This is a genomic window from Rhizobium leguminosarum, assembly GCF_004123835.1.
In the GTDB taxonomy this organism is placed as follows: Bacteria; Pseudomonadota; Alphaproteobacteria; order Rhizobiales; family Rhizobiaceae; genus Rhizobium; species Rhizobium leguminosarum_M.
The window spans coordinates 15,381-39,405 of the sequence record NZ_MZMU01000026.1; the positions used below are offsets into that span (position 1 = coordinate 15,381).

General features: G+C 62.1%; 27 protein-coding genes and 1 tRNA gene. 14 read left to right on the forward strand and 14 right to left on the reverse strand.

Features of this window, described 5'->3' with window-relative positions:
- Positions 1 to 3 precede the first annotated feature (3 nt).
- Positions 4 to 1,554 (reverse strand): methionine--tRNA ligase, encoded by a 1,551-nt coding sequence (gene metG, locus B5P46_RS32875; RefSeq protein ID WP_129422368.1) that lies wholly within the window; start codon positions 1,552 to 1,554, stop codon positions 4 to 6.
- Between the two features lie 235 nt (positions 1,555 to 1,789).
- Between metG and B5P46_RS32880 the strand changes: the two genes are divergently transcribed.
- Positions 1,790 to 2,578, forward strand: coding sequence for a sulfite exporter TauE/SafE family protein (locus tag B5P46_RS32880; protein WP_129422369.1), 789 nt, complete (start codon positions 1,790 to 1,792; stop codon positions 2,576 to 2,578).
- 36 nt (positions 2,579 to 2,614) lie between these two features.
- Here B5P46_RS32880 and B5P46_RS32885 read toward each other — a convergent pair whose 3' ends face one another.
- The 4 genes from B5P46_RS32885 to B5P46_RS32900 all read right to left on the reverse strand — a co-directional run bounded on the left by B5P46_RS32885 (position 2,615) and on the right by B5P46_RS32900 (position 6,834).
- A complete protein-coding gene (locus B5P46_RS32885) occupies positions 2,615 to 3,640 on the reverse strand; it encodes a DNA polymerase III subunit delta' (protein ID WP_129422370.1) in 1,026 nt (341 codons plus the stop codon).
- Positions 3,641 to 3,648: 8 nt separating this feature from the next.
- Positions 3,649 to 4,329 carry a dTMP kinase gene (tmk, locus tag B5P46_RS32890; RefSeq protein WP_129422371.1) on the reverse strand — a complete coding sequence of 227 codons (681 nt, stop codon included), beginning with the start codon at positions 4,327 to 4,329 and terminating at the stop codon, positions 3,649 to 3,651.
- A 133-nt stretch (positions 4,330 to 4,462) separates the two neighbouring features.
- Positions 4,463 to 5,656: a D-alanyl-D-alanine carboxypeptidase family protein gene (locus tag B5P46_RS32895; protein ID WP_129422372.1), complete on the reverse strand. Its 1,194-nt coding sequence runs from the start codon at positions 5,654 to 5,656 to the stop codon at positions 4,463 to 4,465.
- Positions 5,657 to 5,727: 71 nt separating this feature from the next.
- On the reverse strand, positions 5,728 to 6,834 hold the full coding sequence (locus B5P46_RS32900) for a septal ring lytic transglycosylase RlpA family protein (RefSeq protein WP_129422373.1): 1,107 nt from the start codon (positions 6,832 to 6,834) through the stop codon (positions 5,728 to 5,730).
- Positions 6,835 to 7,235: 401 nt separating this feature from the next.
- Between B5P46_RS32900 and B5P46_RS32905 the strand changes: the two genes are divergently transcribed.
- Positions 7,236 to 7,433, forward strand: a complete 198-nt coding sequence (locus B5P46_RS32905) for a hypothetical protein (RefSeq protein ID WP_129422374.1) — start codon at positions 7,236 to 7,238, stop codon at positions 7,431 to 7,433.
- A gap of 90 nt (positions 7,434 to 7,523) precedes the next feature.
- Here the strand turns inward: B5P46_RS32905 and B5P46_RS32910 are convergent, their stop codons facing one another.
- Complete coding sequence (locus B5P46_RS32910; RefSeq protein WP_164986595.1) at positions 7,524 to 7,850, reverse strand: GYD domain-containing protein; 327 nt, start codon at positions 7,848 to 7,850, stop codon at positions 7,524 to 7,526.
- Positions 7,851 to 8,119: 269 nt separating this feature from the next.
- Here B5P46_RS32910 and B5P46_RS32915 point away from each other — a divergent pair.
- A tRNA-Ser gene (locus B5P46_RS32915) sits at positions 8,120 to 8,209 on the forward strand.
- Between the two features lie 149 nt (positions 8,210 to 8,358).
- On the opposite strand, the gene B5P46_RS32920 is transcribed toward B5P46_RS32915, so the two are convergent.
- Together B5P46_RS32920 and B5P46_RS35615 are read right to left on the reverse strand one after the other, a co-directional pair.
- Positions 8,359 to 8,673 carry a hypothetical protein gene (locus tag B5P46_RS32920; RefSeq protein ID WP_129422375.1) on the reverse strand — a complete coding sequence of 105 codons (315 nt, stop codon included), beginning with the start codon at positions 8,671 to 8,673 and terminating at the stop codon, positions 8,359 to 8,361.
- A gap of 135 nt (positions 8,674 to 8,808) precedes the next feature.
- Entirely contained in the window at positions 8,809 to 9,102 is a 294-nt protein-coding gene (locus B5P46_RS35615) for an HNH endonuclease signature motif containing protein (RefSeq protein WP_129422478.1), read from the reverse strand.
- A 511-nt stretch (positions 9,103 to 9,613) separates the two neighbouring features.
- On the opposite strand from B5P46_RS35615, the gene B5P46_RS32930 reads away from it, so the two are divergent.
- Positions 9,614 to 10,339: a 3-keto-5-aminohexanoate cleavage protein gene (locus B5P46_RS32930; RefSeq protein ID WP_129422376.1), complete on the forward strand. Its 726-nt coding sequence runs from the start codon at positions 9,614 to 9,616 to the stop codon at positions 10,337 to 10,339.
- A gap of 9 nt (positions 10,340 to 10,348) precedes the next feature.
- The gene (locus tag B5P46_RS34675) at positions 10,349 to 10,528 is read left to right on the forward strand and encodes a hypothetical protein (RefSeq protein WP_164986596.1); all 180 of its coding nucleotides are present in this window, start codon (positions 10,349 to 10,351) and stop codon (positions 10,526 to 10,528) included.
- A 315-nt stretch (positions 10,529 to 10,843) separates the two neighbouring features.
- Here B5P46_RS34675 and B5P46_RS32940 read toward each other — a convergent pair whose 3' ends face one another.
- Positions 10,844 to 12,271 carry an MFS transporter gene (locus B5P46_RS32940; RefSeq protein WP_129422377.1) on the reverse strand — a complete coding sequence of 476 codons (1,428 nt, stop codon included), beginning with the start codon at positions 12,269 to 12,271 and terminating at the stop codon, positions 10,844 to 10,846.
- A 141-nt stretch (positions 12,272 to 12,412) separates the two neighbouring features.
- Between B5P46_RS32940 and B5P46_RS32945 the strand changes: the two genes are divergently transcribed.
- On the forward strand, positions 12,413 to 13,324 hold the full coding sequence (locus tag B5P46_RS32945; protein ID WP_129422378.1) for a LysR family transcriptional regulator: 912 nt from the start codon (positions 12,413 to 12,415) through the stop codon (positions 13,322 to 13,324).
- A gap of 83 nt (positions 13,325 to 13,407) precedes the next feature.
- The gene (locus B5P46_RS32950; protein WP_020050017.1) at positions 13,408 to 13,629 is read left to right on the forward strand and encodes an alkylphosphonate utilization protein; all 222 of its coding nucleotides are present in this window, start codon (positions 13,408 to 13,410) and stop codon (positions 13,627 to 13,629) included.
- A gap of 26 nt (positions 13,630 to 13,655) precedes the next feature.
- Here B5P46_RS32950 and B5P46_RS32955 read toward each other — a convergent pair whose 3' ends face one another.
- The 3 genes from B5P46_RS32955 to B5P46_RS32965 all read right to left on the reverse strand — a co-directional run bounded on the left by B5P46_RS32955 (position 13,656) and on the right by B5P46_RS32965 (position 16,119).
- Entirely contained in the window at positions 13,656 to 14,483 is an 828-nt protein-coding gene (locus tag B5P46_RS32955) for a transglutaminase-like domain-containing protein (protein WP_129422379.1), read from the reverse strand.
- A gap of 117 nt (positions 14,484 to 14,600) precedes the next feature.
- Positions 14,601 to 15,473 (reverse strand): transglutaminase family protein, encoded by an 873-nt coding sequence (locus tag B5P46_RS32960; protein WP_065282449.1) that lies wholly within the window; start codon positions 15,471 to 15,473, stop codon positions 14,601 to 14,603.
- Positions 15,474 to 15,963: 490 nt separating this feature from the next.
- Positions 15,964 to 16,119 (reverse strand): entericidin, encoded by a 156-nt coding sequence (locus B5P46_RS32965; protein WP_129422380.1) that lies wholly within the window; start codon positions 16,117 to 16,119, stop codon positions 15,964 to 15,966.
- Positions 16,120 to 16,209: 90 nt separating this feature from the next.
- Here B5P46_RS32965 and B5P46_RS34680 point away from each other — a divergent pair, with 90 nt between their 5' ends.
- The gene (locus tag B5P46_RS34680; RefSeq protein ID WP_164986597.1) at positions 16,210 to 16,347 is read left to right on the forward strand and encodes a hypothetical protein; all 138 of its coding nucleotides are present in this window, start codon (positions 16,210 to 16,212) and stop codon (positions 16,345 to 16,347) included.
- 554 nt (positions 16,348 to 16,901) lie between these two features.
- Positions 16,902 to 17,156 carry a GlsB/YeaQ/YmgE family stress response membrane protein gene (locus B5P46_RS32970; protein WP_003539804.1) on the forward strand — a complete coding sequence of 85 codons (255 nt, stop codon included), beginning with the start codon at positions 16,902 to 16,904 and terminating at the stop codon, positions 17,154 to 17,156.
- Positions 17,157 to 17,261: 105 nt separating this feature from the next.
- On the opposite strand, the gene B5P46_RS32975 is transcribed toward B5P46_RS32970, so the two are convergent.
- Positions 17,262 to 17,543, reverse strand: coding sequence for a hypothetical protein (locus B5P46_RS32975; RefSeq protein ID WP_003539806.1), 282 nt, complete (start codon positions 17,541 to 17,543; stop codon positions 17,262 to 17,264).
- A 219-nt stretch (positions 17,544 to 17,762) separates the two neighbouring features.
- Here B5P46_RS32975 and B5P46_RS32980 point away from each other — a divergent pair, with 219 nt between their 5' ends.
- Genes B5P46_RS32980 through B5P46_RS33000 form a run of 5 tightly spaced genes read left to right on the forward strand, consistent with a single transcriptional unit; the run spans position 17,763 to position 23,221 of the window.
- Positions 17,763 to 19,655, forward strand: a complete 1,893-nt coding sequence (locus B5P46_RS32980; RefSeq protein ID WP_129422381.1) for a peptidylprolyl isomerase — start codon at positions 17,763 to 17,765, stop codon at positions 19,653 to 19,655.
- A gap of 8 nt (positions 19,656 to 19,663) precedes the next feature.
- Positions 19,664 to 20,680 carry an anthranilate phosphoribosyltransferase gene (trpD, locus tag B5P46_RS32985; RefSeq protein ID WP_129422382.1) on the forward strand — a complete coding sequence of 339 codons (1,017 nt, stop codon included), beginning with the start codon at positions 19,664 to 19,666 and terminating at the stop codon, positions 20,678 to 20,680.
- Between the two features lie 9 nt (positions 20,681 to 20,689).
- Positions 20,690 to 21,502 carry an indole-3-glycerol phosphate synthase TrpC gene (gene trpC / locus B5P46_RS32990; RefSeq protein WP_129422383.1) on the forward strand — a complete coding sequence of 271 codons (813 nt, stop codon included), beginning with the start codon at positions 20,690 to 20,692 and terminating at the stop codon, positions 21,500 to 21,502.
- Position 21,503: 1 nt separating this feature from the next.
- The gene (gene moaC, locus B5P46_RS32995) at positions 21,504 to 22,001 is read left to right on the forward strand and encodes a cyclic pyranopterin monophosphate synthase MoaC (protein WP_129422384.1); all 498 of its coding nucleotides are present in this window, start codon (positions 21,504 to 21,506) and stop codon (positions 21,999 to 22,001) included.
- On the forward strand, positions 21,998 to 23,221 hold the full coding sequence (locus B5P46_RS33000; protein WP_129422385.1) for a molybdopterin molybdotransferase MoeA: 1,224 nt from the start codon (positions 21,998 to 22,000) through the stop codon (positions 23,219 to 23,221). The genes moaC and B5P46_RS33000 overlap by 4 nt, the downstream gene beginning before the upstream one ends.
- Before the next feature lie 10 nt (positions 23,222 to 23,231).
- Here B5P46_RS33000 and B5P46_RS33005 read toward each other — a convergent pair whose 3' ends face one another.
- On the reverse strand, positions 23,232 to 23,900 hold the full coding sequence (locus B5P46_RS33005) for a class I SAM-dependent methyltransferase (protein ID WP_129422386.1): 669 nt from the start codon (positions 23,898 to 23,900) through the stop codon (positions 23,232 to 23,234).
- Positions 23,901 to 24,025 lie beyond the last annotated feature (125 nt).

Sequence of the window (24,025 nt, forward strand, 5' to 3'; positions counted from 1 at the left end):
GCCTCAAGCCTCCGGAGCCACGTAGCGCGGGAAGACCGGCGTCGGCGCTTCGAGTACCGTTCCGGCAATGAGACGGCCGGCTTGCCCAAGAGCGGCGAAGTCGCGCTTGTCGTCGGGTGCGGCGACCAGATCGAGCAGCTTGGCCGATGATTCCGGCATGAAGGGCTGCAGCAGGATGGCGATCTGGCGCACGACTTCGGCGGTCACATAAAGCACCGTGCCCATACGCTCCGGATCGGTCTTCTTCAGCGCCCACGGCGCCTGGCCGGCGAAATAACGGTCGGTCTCGGAGACGACCGAAATGATCGAGGCGAGCGCCCGATGGATCTGCTGCTTGCCCATATCCTCGCGGGTCGAGGCATGCAGCGCGTCGACCTCAGCCAGCATGGCCTTGTCCTCGTCGCTGAGCGCTCCACATTCCGGGATCTTGCCGTCGCAATTCTTGACGATCATCGACAGCGAGCGGCTGGCGAGATTGCCGATGCCGTTTGCGAGGTCGGAATTGATGCGGATGCCGATCGCCTCTTCGCTGTAGCTGCCGTCCTGGCCGAAGGAGACTTCGCGCAGGAAGAAGTAGCGCACCTGGTCGAGGCCGAAATGGTTCACCAGATTGACCGGATCGACGACGTTGCCGAGCGACTTCGACATCTTCTCGCCCTTGTTGAGCAGGAAGCCGTGGGCAAAAACCCGCTTCGGCAGCGGCAGCTTCGCCGACATCAGGAAGGCCGGCCAGTAGACGGCGTGGAAGCGGATGATGTCCTTGCCGATGATGTGAACATCGGCCGGCCAGTATTTTGCCCGCGGGCCGTTCCTGTCCTCGATATAGCCGGTCGCCGTGATGTAGTTGGTCAGCGCGTCGACCCAGACATACATCACGTGGGCGGGATCGTCCGGCACCTTGATGCCCCAGTCGAAGGTCGTGCGCGAGACCGAGAGGTCCTTGAGGCCCGACTTGACGAAGGAGATCACTTCGTTGCGGCGCTCGGCCGGGCCGATGAAATCAGGGTTTTCCTCGTAATGGACAAGCAGCTTCTCCTGATATTCGGAGAGCTTGAAGAAATAGCTTGCCTCTTCCACCCACTCCACAGGCGTGCCCTGCGGCCCGTAGCGCACGCCGTCGGCGCGCAGCTCCGTCTCGTTTTCCTGGTAATAGGCCTCGTCGCGCACCGAATACCAGCCGGCATAGCTGTCCTTGTAGATGTCGCCATTGTCGGCCATCAGCTTCCAGATGTTGCGCGACGTCTCGTGATGACGCTCCTGCGTGGTGCGGATGAAATCATCGTTCGAGGCGTTGAGCAGCGTCGCCATCGCCTGGAATTCGCCGGAGTTGCGGTCGGCGAGCGCCTGCGCGGTGATGCCCTCGGCGCGCGCCGTCTGCTGCATCTTCTGGCCGTGTTCGTCGGTGCCCGTCAGGAAGAACACATCCTTGCCGTCGAGGCGCTGGTAGCGCGCCATAGCATCCGTCGCGATCAGCTCATAGGCATGGCCGATATGCGGCTTACCGTTAGGGTAGGAAATCGCGGTGGTGATGTAGAAGGGTGTCTTGTCTGTCATGGCGGCCAATGTCCGGCTAACTCTATAAAAATGGTCAGCCGCTCTTAGCGCATGTCACCGTCAAGCGAAACCTCAAGTTTCGCCGCCGCCGATGATTTCCGGGACGATGGGGGCGTGAACTTGACTCAGCTTCTCACCCAATCTACCCGTCATGAGACAGAGGGCGGGACATGAACGAAGTGCCAGTTTTCATCCACCGGAATGGTCGTGGCCGCGCGCCGTCAGGGGCGCTTGTTTGACGTTCGAGCCGCTCTATTCGCTGTCCGGCCTGTTCGTCGGCGCCCTCGTCGGCATCACCGGCGTTGGCGGCGGTTCGCTGATGACGCCCCTGCTGGTGCTGCTCTTCGGCGTCCATCCCGCCACCGCCGTCGGCACCGATCTTCTCTATGCGGCGATCACCAAGATGGCCGGTACGGCCGTTCACGGCATGCATGGGCGGGTCAACTGGAAGATCGTCGGCAGCCTCGCAGCCGGCAGCCTGCCGGCCGCCCTGCTGATGCTCTGGCTGCTGGCCGGCGTCGATCGCAAAAGCATCGGCGTGACCAACACGATCACCACGGCGCTCGGCTGGCTTCTCGTCATGACCGCGATCATGCTGGTCTTCCGTGGCCCGATCCTCGAATTGGCGCGCCGTGCCATCGGCGATCGCACGCCGCCAACGCCGACGACCATCCTCGCCCTCACCGTCATTCTCGGATTCGTTCTCGGCGTCCTCGTCACCTTGACCTCGGTCGGTGCCGGCGCGCTGGGGGTGACAATCCTGCTGGTCCTCTATCCCCGGCTCGATGTGCGCGAGATCGTCGGTTCCGATATCGTCCATGCGGTACCGCTGACCTTGATCGGCGGCACGGGCTATTGGCTGATCGGCGAAATCGACTGGCCGATGCTGCTTGCCCTGCTGATCGGCTCTATCCCCGGCATCATTATCGGAAGCCTTCTGGCGCCGAAACTGCACGAACGCACCATTCGCATCGTCCTTGCCGCCACGCTTGCCGTTGTCGCAGGCAAGCTGCTGACCGGCTGATCAGAGCATGATGCCGAAAAGTGTGAGCATCCTGTACTAGAGGCCTGGCTGCTTAATATCGGCAAGAATGCTGATGATGGTCTGCTTGCGGTCGAGATTGTAGCCATCCGAAACGGTCAGCCGCTCGGTGATTTCGGAATAGAGCCGCGCCAGCCGCTCCGCTGCGGCGATCTGCCCCTCGCCGGCCGCCGCGCGCGCACGGTTCATGATGTCGTCGCCGACATGGCTGACGAAGAAATCGAAGATCGTGTCGCTTTCCCGACCCGAAAGCGCGTCGGCCAGCCGATGCATTGCCTTGCGGGCTGTCGGCCCCTCGGCGGAAAGCATCTCGTCATAAGCGGCAATGATCTCGCCGCCGCCGTAGTTCAGGAGTTTCAGCGCCTCGCCGACGCTGCCCTTGGCGGCCGAAAGCACCGCCCCGCCCTCGCCTGATATGCCGAGATGGGCAAGGGCCGCGACGAGTTCATCGTCGGCAAGCGGCGCCAGCTTCAGCGGCAGGCAGCGTGAGCGGATCGTCGGCAGCAGCCGTCCCGGCGCATGCGAGAGCACCAGGAACAGCGCCCGCTTCGGCGGCTCTTCCAGGATCTTCAGGATGGCGTTGGCCGCATTTCGATTCATGTCGTCGGCCGGATCGATGATGACGATCCGCCAGTTGCCGGTGCCTGAGGTCTGCGAGAAGAATTTGCCGGCGCGGCGCACCTCGTCGACGGTGATCGCCGATTTCACCTTGCCGGTCTTTTCGTCCACCGGCCGGGCAAGGTGCAGCAGATTATGCGAGGCGCCGGAGGCGATCTGCCGGCTGACGGGAGAGGCTGGGTCCGGATCGCCGATCGTCTCCGGCGCTGTCTCGGGATCGGGATGCGAGAGCACGTGATTGGCAAAGCGGAAGGCGAGCGTCGCCTTGCCTATGCCTTCCGGCCCCTCGATCAGGATGGCGTGGTGGCCCTTGCCGGACCGATAGGATTGCGCAAGGAAGGCTTCAGCCTCCGCATGCCCGAACAGCCTGGTATTTTCCCCCGGCCAAATGGCGCCCTCGAGCAGTCCGGGCCTCTCTTCACTCATGATGGGCCTCACTCATGGTGAGCGGCTTCCGGCATTCGGGCATGGCCTGCGGGCGACAGCAGCTGTTTCACGATCGCCAGGATCTCGGCGGCGATCGCCTCTTCCGTCTGCATGGCGTTGACCACGTGGCAGCGCTCCGGCTCGCGGGCGGCGATATCGAGAAAGGCCTCACGCCGTTTCTCGTGCGTTTCGAGCCGCTCCTTCTCGAACCGATCGGGAGCGTCGGCGGAGCTGCGCTTCTGCGCCCGCTCCAGCCCGACCTTGGCGGGGATGTCGAGGATCACCGTGCAATCCGGCATGACGCCGTTGATGGCAATGCGCTGCAGCGTCTCGATGAAATCGGGCTCGAGATTGCCGGTGATGCCCTGGTAGACGCGGGAGGAATCCATGAAGCGGTCGCAGAGCACGATCTTGCCGGCGGTAAGGGCCGGCCGGATCACCTCTTCGACATGGTCGTTGCGCGCCGCGGCAAAGAGGATCGCCTCCATCCGCGTGCCGAAGGCTTCGGCAGCCCCCGACAACAGCACGTGGCGCACGGCCTCTGCGCCCGGCGATCCGCCTGGTTCGCGCGTCACCAGCACGTCGTGACCTTCGCCCTTCAGCGCCTCGGCGAGGCGGCGGATCTGCGTGGATTTCCCAGCGCCTTCCCCGCCTTCAAACGTAACGAACAATCCCGTACCGGATGACAATGACAACTTCCCGCATTCCAGGCGCCGCACGCGCCCCGCTCTCCTTCTATCTATCCGAAGATATCAGGGAGGAAAACCTTTCGCCGCGGCGACATATTCACCTTTCCCGGCAAATTGCATTGGAAACAGCTCGTCAGACGGGCGCGGGCTTGTCCCAGAGCCAGGAGAAGAACAGCGATTCGCCGAGTTCCAGCATGGCGTCGACCGCCCGGCTGCTGAGCGAGCCCTCGCCGACCGCCTGCACCGTATAAAGCGGCACTTCCCTGAGCAGCCGGCTGCCGGCGAAAATCCTCAGCGTGCCTGCCTGGGTATCCGGCTTGACCGGCGCCGTCAGCGGCCAGCGATAAATGATGCGCGCCGACAGCCGGTCGGGATTGCTGATCGGAATATAGACGCTGACCGGCGCCTTGGCGACGAGATCGACGGTGCGCGCCGTGCCGCCATAGACGCTGGCGGCGCCGATCACTTCCTTCTCGCCGAAGATCTGCCGATTCTCGAAGGCCGTCAGTCCCCATTCGAGCACCCGCTTGGCCTCCTCCGTCCGCTCCTTGTCGGAGCCGATGCCGGCAAGCGCCAGAAACAGCCGCCTGCCGTCGCGCTGAACCGAAGCGACGATCGAATAGCCCTCGCCCTCGGTAAAGCCGGTCGCAAGCCCATCGGCGCCGAGATCGAGCCCGAGCAGCGGGTTGCGGTTGCGCTGAAAGATCTTGTTCCACTCGAAATCCGGCTGCGCAAAATAGGGGTAAAGGTTCGGATAGGATTGCTGAAGGGCGGTGGCCAGCGTCACCATCTCGCGTGCCGTCACCTTGCTCTTGCCATCGGGAAGGCCGGTGGAATTGCCGAACTCGGCCTTCTCCATGCCGAGCTCGCGGGCACGCCGCGTCATCGACCCGGCAAATTGCTGCTCGTTTCCGGCCATGCCCTCGGCGAGGATGATGCAGCTGTCATTGGCGCCCTGGATGGCGACACCCTTGATCAGGTCCTCAACGCGCACGCGCGATTTGAGGCTGGCAAACATCGTTGCCGTCCGCGACGGCGCGCCGCCCGTCCGCCAGGCATATTCAGAAACGGGATATTCGGTATCGAACGTGATCTGGCCCTTGGTCACCGCCTCGAAGACCAGATCCAACGTCATCAGCTTGGCGAGCGAAGCCGGCGAAAAGCTCTGGTCCTCGTTCTTGGCGAGAAGCACCGTGCCGGTGGCGGCCTCGATCATATAGGCCTGCGCCGCCTTGGTGGCGAAGCCGGCGGCACCGCCATCGGCAGCAAAGGCTCCGGTGGCGAACGGCATCAGGCATGCTAGCAGGCGAAGCGCGGGCTTCAGCATCGCAATTTCCATTGATCGAGCGGCGTATTTCAGGAGGTTAGAACGCGAGGAAATCCGATGCAATTGCCAGTTCAGCGCGCGGCGAACTTTGCCTGCTGGCGCTTGGCCGAGGCACGGATGGACTCTTGGGTCAGCCCGTCATTGCGCACCATCACCGCGTCGAAGGCGAGATCGACGGTCACCGTCTTCACCTCTTCGTTCTGGTAGCCGAGCGCCAGCGAATTCTGGGGCCGCTCATAGGGCATCGGACCGATCTCCGGCAGCACGACCATCTGGTCCATGGCCTGCGCGCCATTGTTGAAGGACGGTGCCGACGGCGCGACCAAAACATGGGCAGCCGGTGCCTGAGCGGGTGCTGCGGCGGCTGCCGCATTGTTGCGGGCGCTCGGCGTCGAGCCGGCATAGGAGGTGGCCGACCTCGGCACCGGCACGTTGGCCGGCGTCTCGTAGTCTTCCGAACTCTGCAGCTGGTCGCGGGTGATCTTGCGGCTGTTGGAGGCAACCATCACGCCGGTTGCGATCTGGCCTTCCGGATTGACGCCGGGAATACGGCTGCCCTTCGGCGCGTAGGAGGCCATCAGATAGGGCATGTCGTGGCCGTCCATGCGGGCGCGGCCGACATATTGCACGCGCACCTTGCCGGTGCCGCTGTGCTGCAGATCCAGCATGTCGGCCGTCTTGTTGGAAAGGTCGATGATGCGGCCTGCGTGATAGGGACCGCGATCGTTGACGCGCACGATGACGGAGGAACCGGATTCGAGATTGGTGACGCGCGCATAGCTCGGCAGGGGGAAGGTCGGATGTGCAGCGGAAAGATGCATCTGGTCGTAGACTTCGCCATTCGCCGTCAGGCGCCCATGAAAGGCCGAGCCATACCAGGAGGCGACGCCGACCTTGTTATAGGCGAAGTCTTCCTTCGGATAATACCACTTTCCCTTCACCTCGTACGGATTGCCGACGATGTAGCGGCCGCCGCCCTTGGGGATATTGTTGCCGGTGGCGACCCGCGGGCTCGCCTTCACGCCATACTCGGATTCGGAGAAATACTCTTTGCCATGGGATTTCTTCTTCGGCACCGCCTGTGTCGTGCCACACGCCGCAACCGTTGCACACATCGCCGAGATCGCCAGCCACCGCGCTGTCGTTGCGAAAGACGCCGCCCCGTATTCCAGTTTCATATGTCCCACGCCGCTCAAAGATCGTTATGGTTAAGGAACCTTGCCCCATCCTGGGCCAATAACGCCTTATCCCCACCCGCCTAACGAGGCTTTAATCTTGCTAAGTTCATGGCAAATTTATGAACGATTTCGCAGCGATAGCCCGAATTCTAATGATTATGGTTTATAAATCACTAACGCGAGCCCTTCCCCCGCCCTTCCGCCGCCGCAATAAGGCCCGAAATCATCGTGCCGATGCGGGGCATATGGTGAACATCCGGGCGCTTCCGGAGGCCCAAAAGCTCCATATTGAAACACGGCCTGCGCGTATTTGATGCGCCGCAGCGGGGCGGCGATTCCTCTGTTTGGGAACGAATTGTCCGCCGCGGGCTTTGAAGGTTTAGACCTTTGGAGGACCAACCATGAACGATGAAACCCTGACGCAGCTCGAAACGGTCAGCCAGCAGTTGCACGCTCGATCTCGCTCCCAGCCGGATAAAGACAACGACATCGCAATCCTGATGTCGGCCCTCGCCGTGACGATGGAGGCTGTGCGGTCTCTCGGCGAGGATATGAACCAGCTCAACGGTCCGAAGGGTCTTGGATCTGACGGAAGCTAAGTCTGTCATGTCTCCGGCGCAAAGAAGGTTTGCGCCCGGAACGATACGCGCGAAGCGCTTCGACGTGGATGGGAAGCCGTGGGCCGCCGCCTATGCTGCCGGTGGACGATAGCGAATCGACTTCGCCTTTTCCAAGGCTTCGATCGTATCCTCGACGCTGAGCAGGACAGTGGTCTCCATGGAGCTGACCGCGCCTCCTGCGCCGATCGCAAGTGCGACGGCCGCCATCGATACGTTATCAGGCGCCTCCCACAGATTCCAACCATCATGCTCGCCGAAGGCGTACCAGAAGCCATGGAGCTTTCCGCCCACGGATTCAATGTAGCTACGTGCCGCCGCTCGGCGATCCTCGGGGTTTTCGATCATCCGCCCCCACGTCTCGGGCGTGTAGCTGAAGCGCGTGAGATACATGGCCATGGTTTGTTTCCTCCGGCAGAACAACACAGTTAACGCTCAAGCCGGGGAGAACGCGAGTCATTTCCAATGAGCGGAACAGGCCCTCCTCGGCTCACGCCAGAATTGTTCGCACGTGATGCCGGGAGTGCCGGCAAATGCTGCAGGGCACGTTGACGCTGCGATCAAAGCTGCTAAAAAGCCAGCCATCGAGTGATTGGGTCGCAAATCGGTAGCAATAACCGGTTCGCAGAAATCAACAAATGTTGATGTCTCAACCTTTTCAATCAGATGGAAGAGTGTCCGAGTGGTTTAAGGAACCGGTCTTGAAAACCGGCGTGCGGGAAACCGTACCGTGGGTTCGAATCCCACCTCTTCCGCCATCTTATATTGATTTTGTTGCACAATTTCCGCTTTCCGCGCGAGAATTGCACGCTTATCATAACCCCGCATCTGGTATGAAAACCGCCAGGCTGATGAGGCTGGCGGCGCATTTGTTGAGCACCAAGGTTGGTTTCAGTGGCGCTGCCGGCTAAAAATCGAAATACACGGTCACACCTGACCGACGACGATCGGGGTAACGGTCGCGATAGCCGTAATAGTCGCGACTGCCGTAATACCGCGGACGATAGCACGAGCCGTAATACCGACAGTCGCGGTAAGCGTACCGGTGTTTCTTCCGGTGGCCATACGCATGTCCATTACCGTGGCGACGGTGTTTGACCTGCTCGACGTCGGGGGTGTGCATATTTACTGCGTTCGGCACGACGATCGGCGCGGCATTCAGCGGCAGGGCGAAAGATGCAGACAAGATCATGGCTGCAAATGAGGAAAAAAGCATCTTCATCGGCGCATCCTTTCAGGCTGCGATTCTGGGTTAATAAGCATTAACCTCCGATGAACGGTGCGAGCATCCCAGAAAACACCGGCCTATGGTGTTGGGCCCGCCGCCGATGCGGCTCGGCAGCTGGCTAGCGCAGGTCTACGATCCACGCCGATGCGCACAGGGCGGCGCGCATTCGATTAGTTCCCAGATCTCTCCGCGGCGGTAGCTCGTGTACAGGAGCCAGTCCATGCCGCAGCGCTCTTCGTTGCAACGCTTGCACGCCAAAGCGATGTTGTCTCGATTGTTGCGGCCGCCATCAGAGTGGCGCCGCAGGTGCTCAAGGGTTTCGGCATTCCGCGGCTGCTTATGAGGCGGGTTGTCACAGAACCATAGGCTGGAGGCAGTAGCAGCAGCGGCCGCCCTGTTTCTCGCGTATCTTGATGCGGTTATGAATGTGGCGGGTCATGATCAGCCGGTGATGGGTTCGATGGCCGGGCCAACGACTGTTCGCCGCTGCCTGCCGTGAGCTGAGCTAAGAATTTCGATGTCGTAGAGTTCGCGACCCTTCCGCCATCCGTCGTTTTCCGAAAATTGCGGTTTTGTACCTCGGGGGGTGGGCCTTCCCTGAGGGCAACAGATGAGTTTCACTCCTCCTCCTTTGCGTTGACGATGAGATGATATACAGGCAGCAACAGGACGCGACCGCCATTAACTTAAGAATGGGGTCGGGCGGCAGATTGACGTCACGTCGCTGCCACGAGATCACGTGGCCGTCCTCTGGTCGGCGTCCGCACAGCTTGACCCTGCACGTGAGCAGCAGTCGCCTATCTCGACTGATTTGATATTATTGGGGCTGTAACGGCAAGGGAAATGACTTTGTCAGCAGCGCCCCTAAGTCTTCAGGTTTCCAATTTGGTATGCCGGGTGTCTTAAGCGGCCCAACAAGCGCGAGGCTCCTTTTATGATCGTTCAAGCTTGCATCAACGGCGCGCGGCCGAGCGATTTCCATCCCCTCCTTCCCCTGACGATCGATGCCATGGTGCGTGATGCCGCGGCTTCGGTCGCTGCCGGCGCTGCGGAGCTCCACGTTCATCCGCGCGGAGCCGATGGTAAGGAGAGCCTTGCCGCCGTCGACGACACTGTCGGCGCGATCCGCCGTGTCTGTCCGGGAACGCTGATCGGTGTGTCCACCGGCGCGTGGATCGAAGGCGATCGGGAGAAAACGCGGGAAGCCATCCGTCGCTGGTCCGTCCTGCCGGATTATGCCTCGGTGAACCTCTCCGAAGACGATGCGCCCGATGTGATGCAGCTGCTGCGGCAGAAGGGTATCGGCATCGAAGTCGGGCTGGCATCGGTCGCCGATGCGAAGCGCTACATCAGCCTCGATGATCATGAGCGGGTCTTTCGGGTGCTCATCGAGCTCGATGAGGAACAGGATTTTCAGCGCGCATGCGATATCGCGGACGGCATCATCAACGTGCTCGGGGATGGCCTGGTCAAGCGGCCCATTCTTCTGCACGGTTTCGACGACACCGTCTGGCCCTTCGTCAGGATGGCGCGCGAGGGGCGCTACTCCACCCGTATCGGCCTGGAAGATGGCAAGCACCTCCCGGATGGGACGATTGCGAACGACAATGCCGCGCTCGTCACCGCGGCCGTTGCGATCTTCCATGGCCACTCGAACTGATCCCGATATGTGGGCGGTCAGGCGGCAGCCCGGAATCTCTTCGGCGCCATCGAGGCCGGTATCGTCAAGGCGCAGAATGTTTCGAAATACGGGCTCGGCGATGTGGCCAAGTGCACGAAGATAGGGAAGCGCGCCGCCGAACGCGCGGTTCATTTATTTTCATTTCATGATGCCAACGCGGCCTCGTGAAGCCGGATGCCCTGGTCGAAATCTTGACCATCGCTCATATCGGTAGGTAAGCGGGACGCGGCCTACCTCAGTCGATGCTTTTTCGGGCAGCCCTCACGAGAAGTACGCGTATATCAGGACGCCAATAGAACCCCAGAAGATAAGCGGCGTCAGTATCATCCCCGCAACGAACATTTTAGTCACAGCAAAACTCCGAACACCTCCACGCATGTCGAAGCAACCTATTGCATCGACGGAAAGTTCCTATGGGCACGAAGTCCGGGATGGATCGGACCTTGGTCTGGGCTTCGCTCGCGCGGCCGTTAGGTGCCGGGCTCAACTCTCCCCGAGCGCTCGGGGGCGGCGGTAAGTCCTGACCGCAATAGCGAGCGCGACGATAACCAGTGCTGCCGCAACGGTGAAGGTGATCCGCATGCCTGTGGCAACGGCCTCGGGATGCGCCGCTGTGATATCGGGTGTTCCCGAAGAGAGCGCGAAGACGGCGCCCATCACGGATGCGCCGGTAATCAGCCCGAGATTGCGCGACAGGTTGAGCATGCCTGAGATGACGCCCCGCTGGTCCGGGCGGACATCCGCCATGACGGCGGTGTTGTTGGCCGCTTGGAATAGCTGATAGCCGGGCGTCAGCATGGCGATGGCGGCGATGTAGCCTGATATCCCGGGAAGCACGGCCATGGCGACGGAGCCTGCCGCCATGGCGAGGAGCCCTGCGACAACCACGAATGGCGCGTCCAGACGGTCCACCAGCCGGCCGGCCGGGACACCGCTCAAGGTGGAGATGACGGGGCCGATCGACATGACGATGCCGACGAGAGCTTGGTTGAGCCCGAGCGCATGGGAGAGGTAGAACGGCGCGACTACCAGCGTCGCCATCATCACAGTCGAAACCAGCGCGTTCATCGCCAGGCTGGCGGTGAGCACGCGATTGCGGAACACCGTCAACTGAATCAGCGGCAATGCCGCTCTCGCCTCGGCGAAGACGAACAAACCGGTGCCGAAGACGGCGGCCGAGAGCAGAGCGATGTTCAATAGGCCAAAGCGGCCGTGCCCGATCGTCATTGCCAGCGCATAGGCCGAAAGCGTCAGCGCAAGCAGCAGCGTGCCCGCTATGTCGAAGCCCCTCCGATCCGTCTTCCCCTTGCTGATATCGGCTGGCAGATAGCGATAGGCGAGAGCGAAGGTCAGAATGCCGAGCGGCACGTTGACGAGAAAGATTGCCGGCCAGCCGAGCCCGGCGATCAGGATGCCGCCGAGCGAGGGCCCAAGAGCGGTACCGATCGCCGACATCGTTCCGAGCAGCCCCATGACGCTCCCGGTCTTTTCCTTCGGCACCGTTTCGCCGACAAAGGCCATGGTGAGCGCCATCATGATGGCCGCACCCAGGCCCTGCACAGCGCGCGCGGCAATCATCAGCCATAACGTAGGCGCGAGGCCGCAGAGGATCGAGGCCAGCGTGAAGAGCAGGATGCCGATGAGCAGCAGCCGGCGTCGGCCGGTAATGTCGCCGAGCCGTCCGATGCTGACAATCAGGGTGGTGATGGCAAGGAGATAGGCGAGAACGATCCACTGCACATCCTGGAAGGCGGCATCGAACGCCTGCGCCAGGCTCGGCAGGCCGACATTGGCGATGCTGGTGCCGAGTGACGGCAGCAACATCGAGAGGGAAAGACTGGCGAGCGCCCATCGTATGGATGGTGCCTGTTCGGCGACTGTCTCGCCTCGCGCTGCAATGATCGATTTCACCCGTGAACTCCGTTTTCTCTTAGCTCCCCGATGGAACTGGTGAAACCTAGTCCTCGGCTTGATATGGCGGAAGGCGCATGATTTGCACTTCATTCATGCGTTTGACGCCACATCACGATGAAGCCGTGTTATAGCTGATGCATGTCGACACCTGATCTCAACTTGTTAGTCACCCTTAATGTGCTGCTTGCCGAGGGCAGCGTTGCGCGTGCGGCGCAAAGGCTGCGGCTCAGCCCGTCGGCGATGAGCCGGGCCCTAGCGCGATTGCGCGAGACGACGGGCGATCCGCTGTTGGTGCGGGCCGGCCGCGGCCTTGTCCCCACGCCCCGCGCGCTGGAACTGCGCGAGCGGGTCAGCCGGATTGTCGAGGATGCGCAGGCGGTCCTGCGTCCTGCCGAGGCGCTTGATCTTGAACAGCTGGTCCGGACGTTCACGTTGCGCACCAGCGAAGGCTTTGCCGAGAGCTTCGGGCCTGATCTCATTGCCCGCCTCGGCCGGCAAGCGCCCGGCGTCCGGCTGCGCTTCGTGCAGAAACCGGACAAGGAAAGCGCCCCGCTTCGCGACGGGACCGTTGATCTTGAAACCGGCGTTGTCGGCAAGACGACCGGACCGGAGGTGCGGGCGCAGGCTCTGTTCCGCGATCGTTTCATCGGCGTCGTGCGCTTGGGGCATCCGTTTTGCGAGCGCGAGATGACACCCTCCCTTTATGCCGCCGGCCAGCACATCTACGTCTCGCGGCGCGGGCTCGACAAGGGACCGATCGATGAAGCCTTGACCGCGCTCGGGCTGGAGCGGCAGATCGCCACCATCGTCAGCGGCTTTTCCACCGCACTGGCGCTCGCCCGAACCTCCGATCTGATCGCCAGCGTGCCCGAACGGCACACGGGAGCCTTACGATCGGGAATGCATAGTTTCCCCCTCCCCGTCTCGACGCCCGAGATCACGGTGTCATTGCTCTGGCACCCCAGGATGGATGCCGATCCCGCGCATCGCTGGCTGCGCGGCTGCGTTCGGGACGCCTGCGAGCTGATTGAAGGGCCGCGTAGGATCTGAGGTCGGGCCGATTGATCCTTGCGTGTGGTTGACTATCCCGCGTCGCCATGATTTCCCGTCCGGGATCACCAAGCGGGGACATTATGACCGACATCATTGTAAAGGACAGTAACGGAAGCCAGCTTCACGACGGCGATTCCGTGACGCTGATCAAGGACCTCAAGGTCAAGGGAACCTCGGAGACGCTGAAGCGTGGAACGCTGGTCAAGGGCATTCGCCTGACCGACAATCCAGGCGAGATCGAGTGCAGCACCAAGCAGGTCAAAGGCCTCGTGCTGAAAACCGAGTTTTTGAAGAAGGCATAAAGTTTCCCTCGCCCGCGACTCTGCGATCAATCGGCTTTCACCGCCTCCTGCGGCACTTCCTCGGTGATCACCTCGAAACGGGAGAGCGTTGCCGGGCCGAAGGCCGTCGACATCGCGACGTCGGTGGCGTCGCGGCCGGTCCCCATCAGGATCCGGCCGATGCGCGGCGTGTTGTGGCGGGCGTCGACCGTATGCCAGTGGCCGCCGAGAAAGACCTCGAACCAGGCGCTGAAATCCATCGGATTGGGATCGATCGGAACGCCGATATCGCCGAGATAGCCGGTGCAATATCGTGCCGGGATATTCATGCATCGGCAAAGCGCGATGGCGAGATGGGCAAAGTCGCGGCAGACGCCCGCCTTGTCGGTGAAGCCGCCATGCGCGGTCCTGAGCACGTCGGCCTTCAGGTAATCGAAGGTGATGTGGTCATGGACGAAATCGCAGATTGCCTGGACGCGCGCCCAGCCGAGCGGCGTCGACGAGAATGTCGCCCAGGCAAAATCCGCAAGCCTGTCGGTGTCGCAATAGCGGCTGCCAAGCAGGAAGACCAGCACATCGTCCGGCAGGTCATTGATCGCGTGCTGGACGGCATCGTCGGGAACGATGTCGGGCTGGCCGCTGTCGTAGATCTCGAATTCCGTTGAGATCGTCGTCAGGCCCGGCGGGGCGACGATCCGACTGCAGGCATTGCCGAACACATCAGTATAGCCCCAGGCCTCGATAGGCTGGTCGAATGTCAGGATCTGATCGCTGAGGAGATCGGCGCGACGGGAGGGATGGATGTTGAGGACGAGCAGCATCGGCGTCGGTTGCGTGCATTCGTATCCCAGATGAAACCCGGCGCGTATTTTCATTGTCGCTTCCTTGTCGCGTCTCCGCATCGGTGGAGGTGAGTATGGAACGTTGATCGCGCTACCCGGTTCCGTGGCCGCGGGACTGTCACTGCGTGGCCAGCTCGGAGTAATCCAAGATTACCTCGTGGTGACGTTGACCTGCACCGTCATGCTGTCGAAATCCTTCCCATCCCCATCGTAGCTGCCGCTCAACGGGACTGCCTGGCGCGGATCGCGGGCAACCGCGACACGAATGAGATCGCGGTTGCCGACGATGCCGTTGGTCGGATCGAACTCCGTCCAGCCGGCGCCTGGAAGATAGATCTGGCACCACGCATGCGTGGAACCGCCGCCGAGCACGGTGGAGCCATCCCGGTCGGGAACATATACATAGCCCGTGACGAACCGCGCCGCGAGGCCGAGAATGCGTGCCGCCTCCATCATCAGAAGCGCAAAATCCCGGCAGGTGCCGGAGCGAAGCTGCAGGGTCTGCACCGGCGTCTGCGTTCCATGTTCATGGCGCCGCGCATAGACGAAGCTTTCGCGGATGGCATAACAGAGTGTCATCAGCAGATGCCCGGTCTCCGTCGGACGCCCCTGGCGCACGAACTGGCGCGCCCAGCGTCCGACCTCGTCGTTCGGGTCGGGATAATGGCGCTGCATCGCCGGGGTCAGATCGGCGATCTCGTCCTTGTCGTAGGAGAATGGATAGGTCAGGGCTGCCTCGTCGACCTTGAGATCCAGGGCGACCTGGGGCGTATGATCGAGCGTGATCCAGGTTTCGAAACGAAGTTCGGACGCCGGCCTCGAAAAATCGACGAGCGCCACGCAATTGCCGAAAACATCGTGGATCCAGCGCACATGACTTTCCTCAGGATAGATCGTCAACGACGCTTCGATCAGCCGCTGGTCGAAACTGTCGCGCGGCCGGAACATCAAGCGATGCTCGCCGAAATCGACGTCCCTGACGTAACGATAGGATGTGATGTGGCGGACGGAGAAAATCGTCATAAGCCGCCGTCGAATCTGTTCACTTTGCTGCTCCAAGGCGGCAACGCCGCCTCTCCTCTGCGGAAGCGCCCTGCCGGCTTTCCCGCTCATCCCGATTTCTTGTCATATAAGCACGTTCGAAAGATTGCTATTGTATCTTCACCGATCGACGGCAGGGCCGTCCAACCTAAGAGGATAACATGCATATCATCTGGGACGTTCTGACGCTTCTGCTGACAATCGGCTCACTCTATGGCGGTCGCGAATACCGGATTATTCGCGCTCGTGCCCGCGCTCAGAATTGGGGCAACTTCTGATTCGATCCGGATATCTCTGATTCGATTCCGAATCATGGCCGCATCGGTCGTTACCGGTCGCCGTTACGTCGAATGACGTAAAGTCATGCGCTTAAGAAAATGCTTTATTAGTTGAGGCGGAGTCTATCCGTCCATTCTCCCTGTTAATCCTAAGCCCGCCTCACCCCAGGCGGGCTTTTTTTCCATCGCCTGCATCACTTCTTGGCGCCGGCCGAAAGCACCCGATGTGTCGCATTGTCCATGGCGTGGCTCGTTTCCTGGCCATCCTTCTTCAGCCCGTATGCGGTATTGCCGCAGCCGGAAAGTGTCAGCAGGCAGATGCAGGCGATGGCGATTGCAGCTTTTGGCATCAAGTGTTTCCCCGGATTGAATGGCATCAAGGGAAGATGACGCATTCTTCGCCAAAATCAATCCGCAGGCGATGAGCGCGAACTCGCGACATGGAACTCGGTGACGCCACAGGCGTTTACGGGAGCCATCCAATTGGGGTTAACGACATGGATTACCAGATTGCCTTCGCCGCGACGGTCGCAACAGCGTCCTTCCTCGTCTTCATGCTGATCGTCCACCGGACCTGATTGCCCCGCGGCAAATGGATTGGCCCTAAGGCGCGCGATCACTGGAACCGGTGCTGACCGCGTTACGCGGCCTCATTGTTTGCGATCCCGAGAGATAGCAGCACCAGTTTCCGCCTCGAGCATGGTGGAAACTGGAAGGTCTGAAGCGTCTAGATCGCAGATGATCCGTCAACAACACGGGAAAAGTGCAAAACAAAAATTTCAACATCCGCAAGTATTTTCTGTTCCTCAATGTATTTAATTTTAATTAATTGCCGGGCTTAACTATTCGTTAACAATATTGTTGCGCTCCGCCCGCTTCCGCTTATGCTTTACGCAAAGGGGAGAGGGACGATGTTTAGCAAAAGCCTGATTATGCCTATTGGCTTCGCATTGCTCGCCATTGCCGGCCTGCTGTTCCAGATAGTCGCCCACGCGCTGCACTCTCCGGTCACCCTGCTGCAGCTGTGAGTCACATAACTTGCTGAACCCACAAAGCAATCTCAGTAACTAGGAGTGGAACTTCGTTTCGTTTCGTGCATTCTGTGACTCGTTTTGCCAAGAGGGAGATAACCATGGAAAGCGCAGGCGTGGGTTGGATTGCAGCCATCATTATAGGCGGTGTCGCCGGATGGCTGGCGGAAAAGGCCATGCGCAGCAGCATGAGCCTGCTCATGAACATACTGCTCGGCATCATCGGCGCTATTGTCGCCAACTGGATACTGGGTCTGTTGCACATCCAGCCGCTCGCCGGTTGGCTGGGCTATCTGATCACCGGCTTTGTCGGTGCCTGCATCTTGATCGCGATTGGGCGCGTCATCCGCCGCTGACATCTGTCGCGGCAACTGGCCTGGCCTCGGTCGCTTTGCCGGTCACCGGAAATACTACAAGCCGGGCGCTCATCACGTCCGGCTTTTCCTTACCCTGAATTCCGTTTAGCGGCGGCTGAGCAGGCCGAACACGTAGGCAATGCCTGCCGTCACGGCGAGTGCCACCAGCGGTTCTTCGCGCACCTTGTCGCGCAGTCTTTCCGTCATCACTGAAGCCTCGTCGGTCACCGCCGACTTCGCCCCCTGCCCCAGCGCGACCACGCTTTCCGTCAGCCGGGAGAGATCGTTGCGAAGGGCTGCGACCTGCGCCGACAGATCGTCTGCTGCAATATCAGCCTTGACGCGCGCAGCGGTGGATTCGGCGGAAGCGGTTTTCAATTCTGCCATGGTCTGCTCCTGTTTCATGGGATGCCGCTTCAACGAAATGGCGGCCCGAAAGGTTCCGCCGCAGCCGATCTTTTGTTCGCCGCAAAGCCGCTTCGGTGAAGCCGCCGCCATGTGCAGCTTTTCGCGCGACAAACCCTTCATTTCCTGTCGGGTTTGTTTTAAGGAACGTCGAATGTCCGCCCGCGCGCGGGTCAATGATACTGCGAGGTTTGCGTTTCCATGTTCCATATCCTCAGAAGAGCTGCTCAGACCTGGGTTGCCAAGCTGCTCCTGATTCTGCTCGTCTTGTCCTTCGGCGTCTGGGGCGTGTCGCATGAGCTGCTGTCAGGCGGCAACAGCACCACGGTCGTGACCGTCGGCGATCAGCATGTGGACGTCAACGAATTCCACCTCGCTTATCAGCGCCAGGTGGCAAGCCTCAGCCAGCAGTTCGGCACGCGCCTCACCCCCGAGCAGGCCCGCGCCTTCGGCGTCGAACAGCAGGTGCTCGCCCAGCTCGTTGCCGGAGCCTCGCTCGACCAGCTCGCCGAAGACATGAACCTCGGCCTTTCCGAAGATCGCCTCGCCCAGCTGATCGCTGACGATCCGGCGTTCAAGGCCGTAAACGGCCGGTTCGACCGCGAGCTCTTCATTTCGCGCCTGCAAAATGCCGGCATCCGCCAGGACGATTACATCAAGGAGCGCAGCAAGGTCGCTGTGCGCAGCCAGGTGGTCGATGCCATCTCCAACGGCTTCACTGCGCCGAAGACGCTGGTCGACGCCCTGAAGCTCTATGGCGAAGAAAGCCGCAGCGTCGAATACCTGCTGCTCACCAATGCCAATATCGAGCCGATCAAGGCACCTGCCGACGACGTGCTGGCGACGTGGTTCGAAGGTGTCAAGCAGCGCTACCGGGCGCCCGAATACCGCAAGCTCGTCTATCTCAAGCTGCAGCCTGGCGATATTGCCGATGCCGCGACCGTCACCGACGACCAGATCCACGAAGCCTTCGACAAGAGCAAGGATACCTATCGCACGCCGGAAAGCCGCACCATCGAACAGCTGACCTTCGCCAGCAAGGATCTCGCCGCCGCTGCCGAAACGGCGCTGAAGAGCGGCACCAGCTTTGATCAGTTGGTTTCCGACCAGGGCAAGACGGCAAGCGACGTGCTGCTCGGTGAGTTCACCAAGGACAAGGTTCCCGACCAGGCCGTTGCCGATGCGGCCTTCGCGGTTTCGCGCGATGGCGGCACGACGCCTGTCGTCGATGGCTCCTTCGGCCCCGTCATCCTGCGCGTCACCAACATCAAGTCGGAAACGGCGAAGAATTTCGACGAGGTGAAGGAGGATATCCGCAAGCAGCTGGCGCTTTCCAACGCCTCCCAGGAAGTGATCAACGTTCACGATCGCATCGAGGACCTGCGCGCTGGCGGTTCGACGCTCGAGGATATTGCCGGCCAACTGAATCTCAAGGCCGTGACCGTCGATGCCGTCGATATGACCGGCGCCGACAAGGACGGCAACGAGGTCAAGGATATCCCAGCCAAGCAGCAGCTGCTCGGCGAAGCCTTCAAGACCGAAGTCGGCGTCGATGCGCCGCCGCTCCCGATCGGCAATGACGGCTATGTCTGGTTCAACGTCCGCGAAATCACGCCGGACCGCGACCGCCCGGTTGCCGAAGTGCGCGAAAAGGCCGTCGAGGACTGGACGGCGGAGCAGCAGAAGGCCGAGCTCGCCAAGAAGGCCGACGCATTGAAGGCCGAGGCGAAGAAAGGCACGACCCTGGCCGATATCGCAACGCCGCTCGGCATTGCCGTCGAAAGCAAGAGCGGTGTCACCCGCTCCACCGATGATGCAGTCCTCGGCCGCGCCGGCGTCACCGCCGCCTTCTCCGGCCCGGTCGATACGGTCGCGAGTGCTGTCGGCGCCGATCCCTCGACGCAGATCCTGCTGAAGGTCACCGAGGTCAACACCCAGCCGACCGGCGACGTGCTGAACAATCGCGATGCCCAGATCACCGCCATGGCCAATGCCGCCGGCGACGATATTCTCGATCAGATGGTCAACCTGCTGCAGACGCAGTATGGCGCTCAGATCAACCAGACGCTCGCTGAACAGGCGACGGTCCGCTAGGAGGCTTTATGACCGATCTGAAGCCGTTCCTGGCCAAGGCCGCAAGCCGCGAGCCGCTGACGCGTGACGAGGCCCGCGCCGCCTTCGACATCCTGATGTCGGGCCAGGCGACCCCCTCGCAGATCGGCGGCTTCCTGATGGCGTTGCGCGTGCGCGGCGAAACCGTCGATGAGATCGTCGGCGCCGTCACCGCGATGCGCTCGAAGATGCTGACCGTCGAAGCACCGGCCGATGCGATCGACATCGTCGGAACCGGCGGCGATGCCAGCGGCACCTACAACATCTCGACGCTGGCGGCGCTGATCGTCGCCGGCGCCGGTGTGCCCGTCGCCAAGCATGGCAACCGGGCGCTGAGTTCGAAATCGGGCGCAGCCGACAACCTGGCCGCACTCGGCGTCAAGCTCGACGTCGGTCCCGAGATCATCTCCCGCTGCATCGCCCAAGCCGGCGTCGGCTTCATGTTCGCGCAGCTGCATCACTCCGCCATGCGCCATGTCGGCCCCTCAAGGGTCGAGCTCGGCACGCGCACGATCTTCAACCTGCTTGGGCCGCTCTCCAATCCGGCCGGCGTCCGCCGCCAGCTGCTCGGCGTCTTCTCGCCGCAATGGCTGGTGCCGCTTGCCGAAGTCATGCGCGATCTTGGCTCCGAATGCGTCTGGGTGGTCCACGGCGACGGCCTCGACGAGATCACCACCACCGGCATCACAAAAGTCGCAGCACTCGAAGACGGCAAGATCCGCACCTTCGAGCTTTCGCCCGCCGATTTCGGCGTCAGCCCTTGCGTGCTCGCCGACATCAAGGGCGGTGACGGTATCGCCAACGCTGCAGCGCTTCGCGAGGTGCTCGGCGGCGCCAAGAATGCCTATCGCGACGTCTCGCTCGCCAATGCTGCCGCCTCGCTCGTCATCGCCGGCAAGGTCGAGACGATCCGCGACGGTATGACGCTGGCCACGCAGTCGCTGGATAGCGGTGCGACCGCACTCGCCCTCGACAAACTCATCGCCGTTTCCAACGATATCGACTAGGATTGCCCGATGACCGATATCCTGAAGAAGATCGAACTCTACAAGCGCGAGGAGATCGCCGCCGCCAAGGCGAAGGTGTCGCTTGCCGATCTGAAGGCGATGCAGGCCGGCCAATCCGTGCCGCGCGGCTTCCACAAGGCGCTCATTGCCAAGCGTGATGCCGGCCGCTTCGGCCTGATCGCCGAGATCAAGAAGGCAAGCCCCTCGAAGGGTCTCATTCGCCCGGATTTCGATCCGCCGTCGCTGGCGAGCGCCTATGAGGCCGGCGGTGCCGCCTGCCTTTCGGTGCTGACCGACACGCCGAGCTTTCAGGGCGCGCCGGAATTTCTGACAGCCGCCCGCGCTGCCTGCACACTGCCGGCGCTGCGCAAGGATTTCATGTTCGAGACCTATCAGGTACACGAGGCCCGCGCCTGGGGCGCCGACTGCATCCTGCTGATCATGGCCTCGCTGTCCGACGATGAAGCCGAACGTCTGCAGGACGAGGCTTTCGGGCTTGGCATGGACGTGCTGGTCGAGGTCCACGACGCCGAGGAGATGGAGCGGGCGCTGAAACTCTCCTCGCCGCTCGTCGGCATCAACAACCGCAATCTGCGTACCTTCGAGGTCAGCCTTAGCGTCAGCGAGGCGCTTGCCTCCATGGTGCCGTCAGACCGGCTCCTGGTCGGCGAAAGCGGCATCTTTACCCATGCCGATTGCAAGCGCCTGCAGGCCGTCGACATCAATACTTTCCTTGTCGGCGAGAGCCTGATGCGCAAGGAGGACGTCTCCGCCGCCACCCGCGCGCTGCTCTTTGGCGAAGCCGCCATCGCGGCCGAATGATATGAGCGGCCAAAAGCCAGGCCTCACTCATATCGATGCCTCCGGCGAGGCGCATATGGTCGATGTCTCCGACAAGGCCGAGACGGTGCGCATCGCCACTGCCGAGGGCCATGTGAAGATGGCGCCGGAAACGCTTGCTCTCATACGGCAAGGCAATGCCAAGAAGGGCGATGTGATCGGCACGGCGCGCCTTGCCGGCATCATGGCGGCAAAACGCACCGCCGATCTCATCCCGCTCTGCCATCCGCTGATGCTGACGAAGGTCACGGTCGAGATCGCGGAAGATGCCGCCCTGCCCGGCCTGCGCGTTACGGCAACCGCCAAGCTGACCGGCAAGACCGGTGTGGAGATGGAGGCGTTGACCGCCGTCTCGGTCGCTTGTCTGACGATCTACGACATGGCCAAGGCGGCCGACAAGGCAATGGAGATCGGCGGCATCAGACTTCTTGAAAAGTCCGGCGGAAAATCCGGCGATTTCCGTCATCCGGAGGCAAGATGAACCTTCTCCCGGTCGCCGAGGCCCTGAACCGCTTGCTCTCTCGCGCAAAGCCCGTCGCGGCATCCGAGACGCTGCCGCTTGCCGAGGCTGAGGGCCGCGTCCTGGCCGTCGATCTGACGGCCGGCCTGACCCAACCGCCCTTCAATGCCTCCGCCATGGATGGCTATGCGCTACGCCGCGAAGACGCGCCGGAGCCGGGCGCCGTGCTGAAGGTCATCGGCATGTCTTCCGCCGGCCACGGCTTCGAGGGAAGCGTCAGCCAGGGAGAGGCCGTGCGTATCTTCACCGGCGCGCCTGTTCCGCCAGGCGCTGATAGCGTCCTGCTGCAGGAGGATGCGGAGAAGATCGAGGGCGGCATCAGAACCAATTTCCCTGTGCGACAGGGCCAGCACGTGCGCCCTCGCGGCCAGGATTTCGCCGAAGGCGAAGCCGTGCTGTCGGCCGGCACCGTGCTCGATTTCTCGCGGCTGACGGTTGCTGCCGGCATGAACCGGCCTGATGTCGAGGTGCTGCGGCGCCCGCTGATCGCCATCCTCGCAACCGGCGACGAACTGCTGCCGCCCGGAAGCACGCCCGGCCCTTCGCAGATCATCGCATCCAATACGTTTGGTATTGCAGCCCTTGCCCGCAAGGCCGGCGCCGATGTGCTCGATCTCGGCATCGTGCCTGACGACAAGGCCAGGATCAGCGCGGCGATCGACGCGGCGCGGGACGCCAAGGTCGAGGTGATCGTCACGCTTGGCGGCGCTTCGGTCGGCGACCATGATCTGGTGCAGGCCACGCTGATCGAGGCTGGCATGCAGCTTGATTTCTGGCGCATCGCCATGCGCCCCGGCAAACCGCTGATGGTCGGCAGCTTTGACGAGACGCATGTGCTCGGCCTGCCCGGCAATCCGGTCTCGAGCCTCGTCTGTTCGCTGCTCTTCCTGGAGCCGCTGATCCGCAAACTCGCCTCCCTGCCACCGGTGCAGCGCGAGGTAACGGTGGAGGCAGCCGTCACACTGCGCGCCAACGACCACCGGCAGGACTATATCAGGGCGAAACTTTCGAAATCCGCTGCCGGCGACTGGCTCGCCGAACCCTTCGGCAAGCAGGATTCCTCGATGATGAAGGTCTTCGCTGCCGCCGACTGCCTCGTCATCCGCCCGCCGCATGCGCCGGAACTGCCGGCCGGAGCGCCTTGCCCTGTCATGCTGTTGCGGCCCGATCTCTTGGCATAACCCCAGCCTTTCAGCCGTTGCCGAAGAGCGAGAATACGCCCGCCGGCACCGCCCCGCCGCCGCCGCTGCCTCCGCCGAAATCCGCAACCGCATGGGTGGCGATTCGCCTGAGTTCGTCCTGCGGCAGATAGGCGCGCTCGGGATCGCCGATCAGCACCTCGATGCCGCTCGCCTGGCAACGCCGTAGGAAGGCCATGACCCGCAAGGCGAGCGCTGGATCATAGAACAGGTCGCCGACCACGAGGAGGTCTGTCTCAGGTGGCGGCCCCTCGATCATATCGGCGGCCCGGGCTACGATATCCACGCCGTTGATCGCCGCGTTGAGGCCGATCGCGGCAATGGCATTGGCATCGATGTCGACCGCCGTAACCGCGCGCGCTCCAGCCTTTGCCGCCGCGATAGCGACGAGCCCTGAGCCGGCGCCGAGGTCGAGGACACGGCGGCCCGCGACCGTTTCCGGCTGGTCGAGCAGATGGCGGGCAAGCACGGCGCCGCCGGCCCAGGGATAAGCCCAGTAAGGCGGCGGATCGGCCTCTCTGCTACCGGCAAGCCGCCAGAGCCCGCTCGCAGGCCCTGCCGTATGAAGACAAATCTCGGGGATCGAGGGAACGGGTGATATAGGGAGGTTTGCACGGATGAAGGCGGCCGGATCGGGTTGCGACAGGCCCGGGCGTTTCATCGTCGTCTGCTCCTGCCGGCGCTGTAACGGCGTCATCGTTTTTAATAGCAAGAGCAGGCCGCCGTTGTGGAATTCCCCGCCATTTATGCACGCCACGATTTAGGTGAAATAATGAAGCCGAGCCA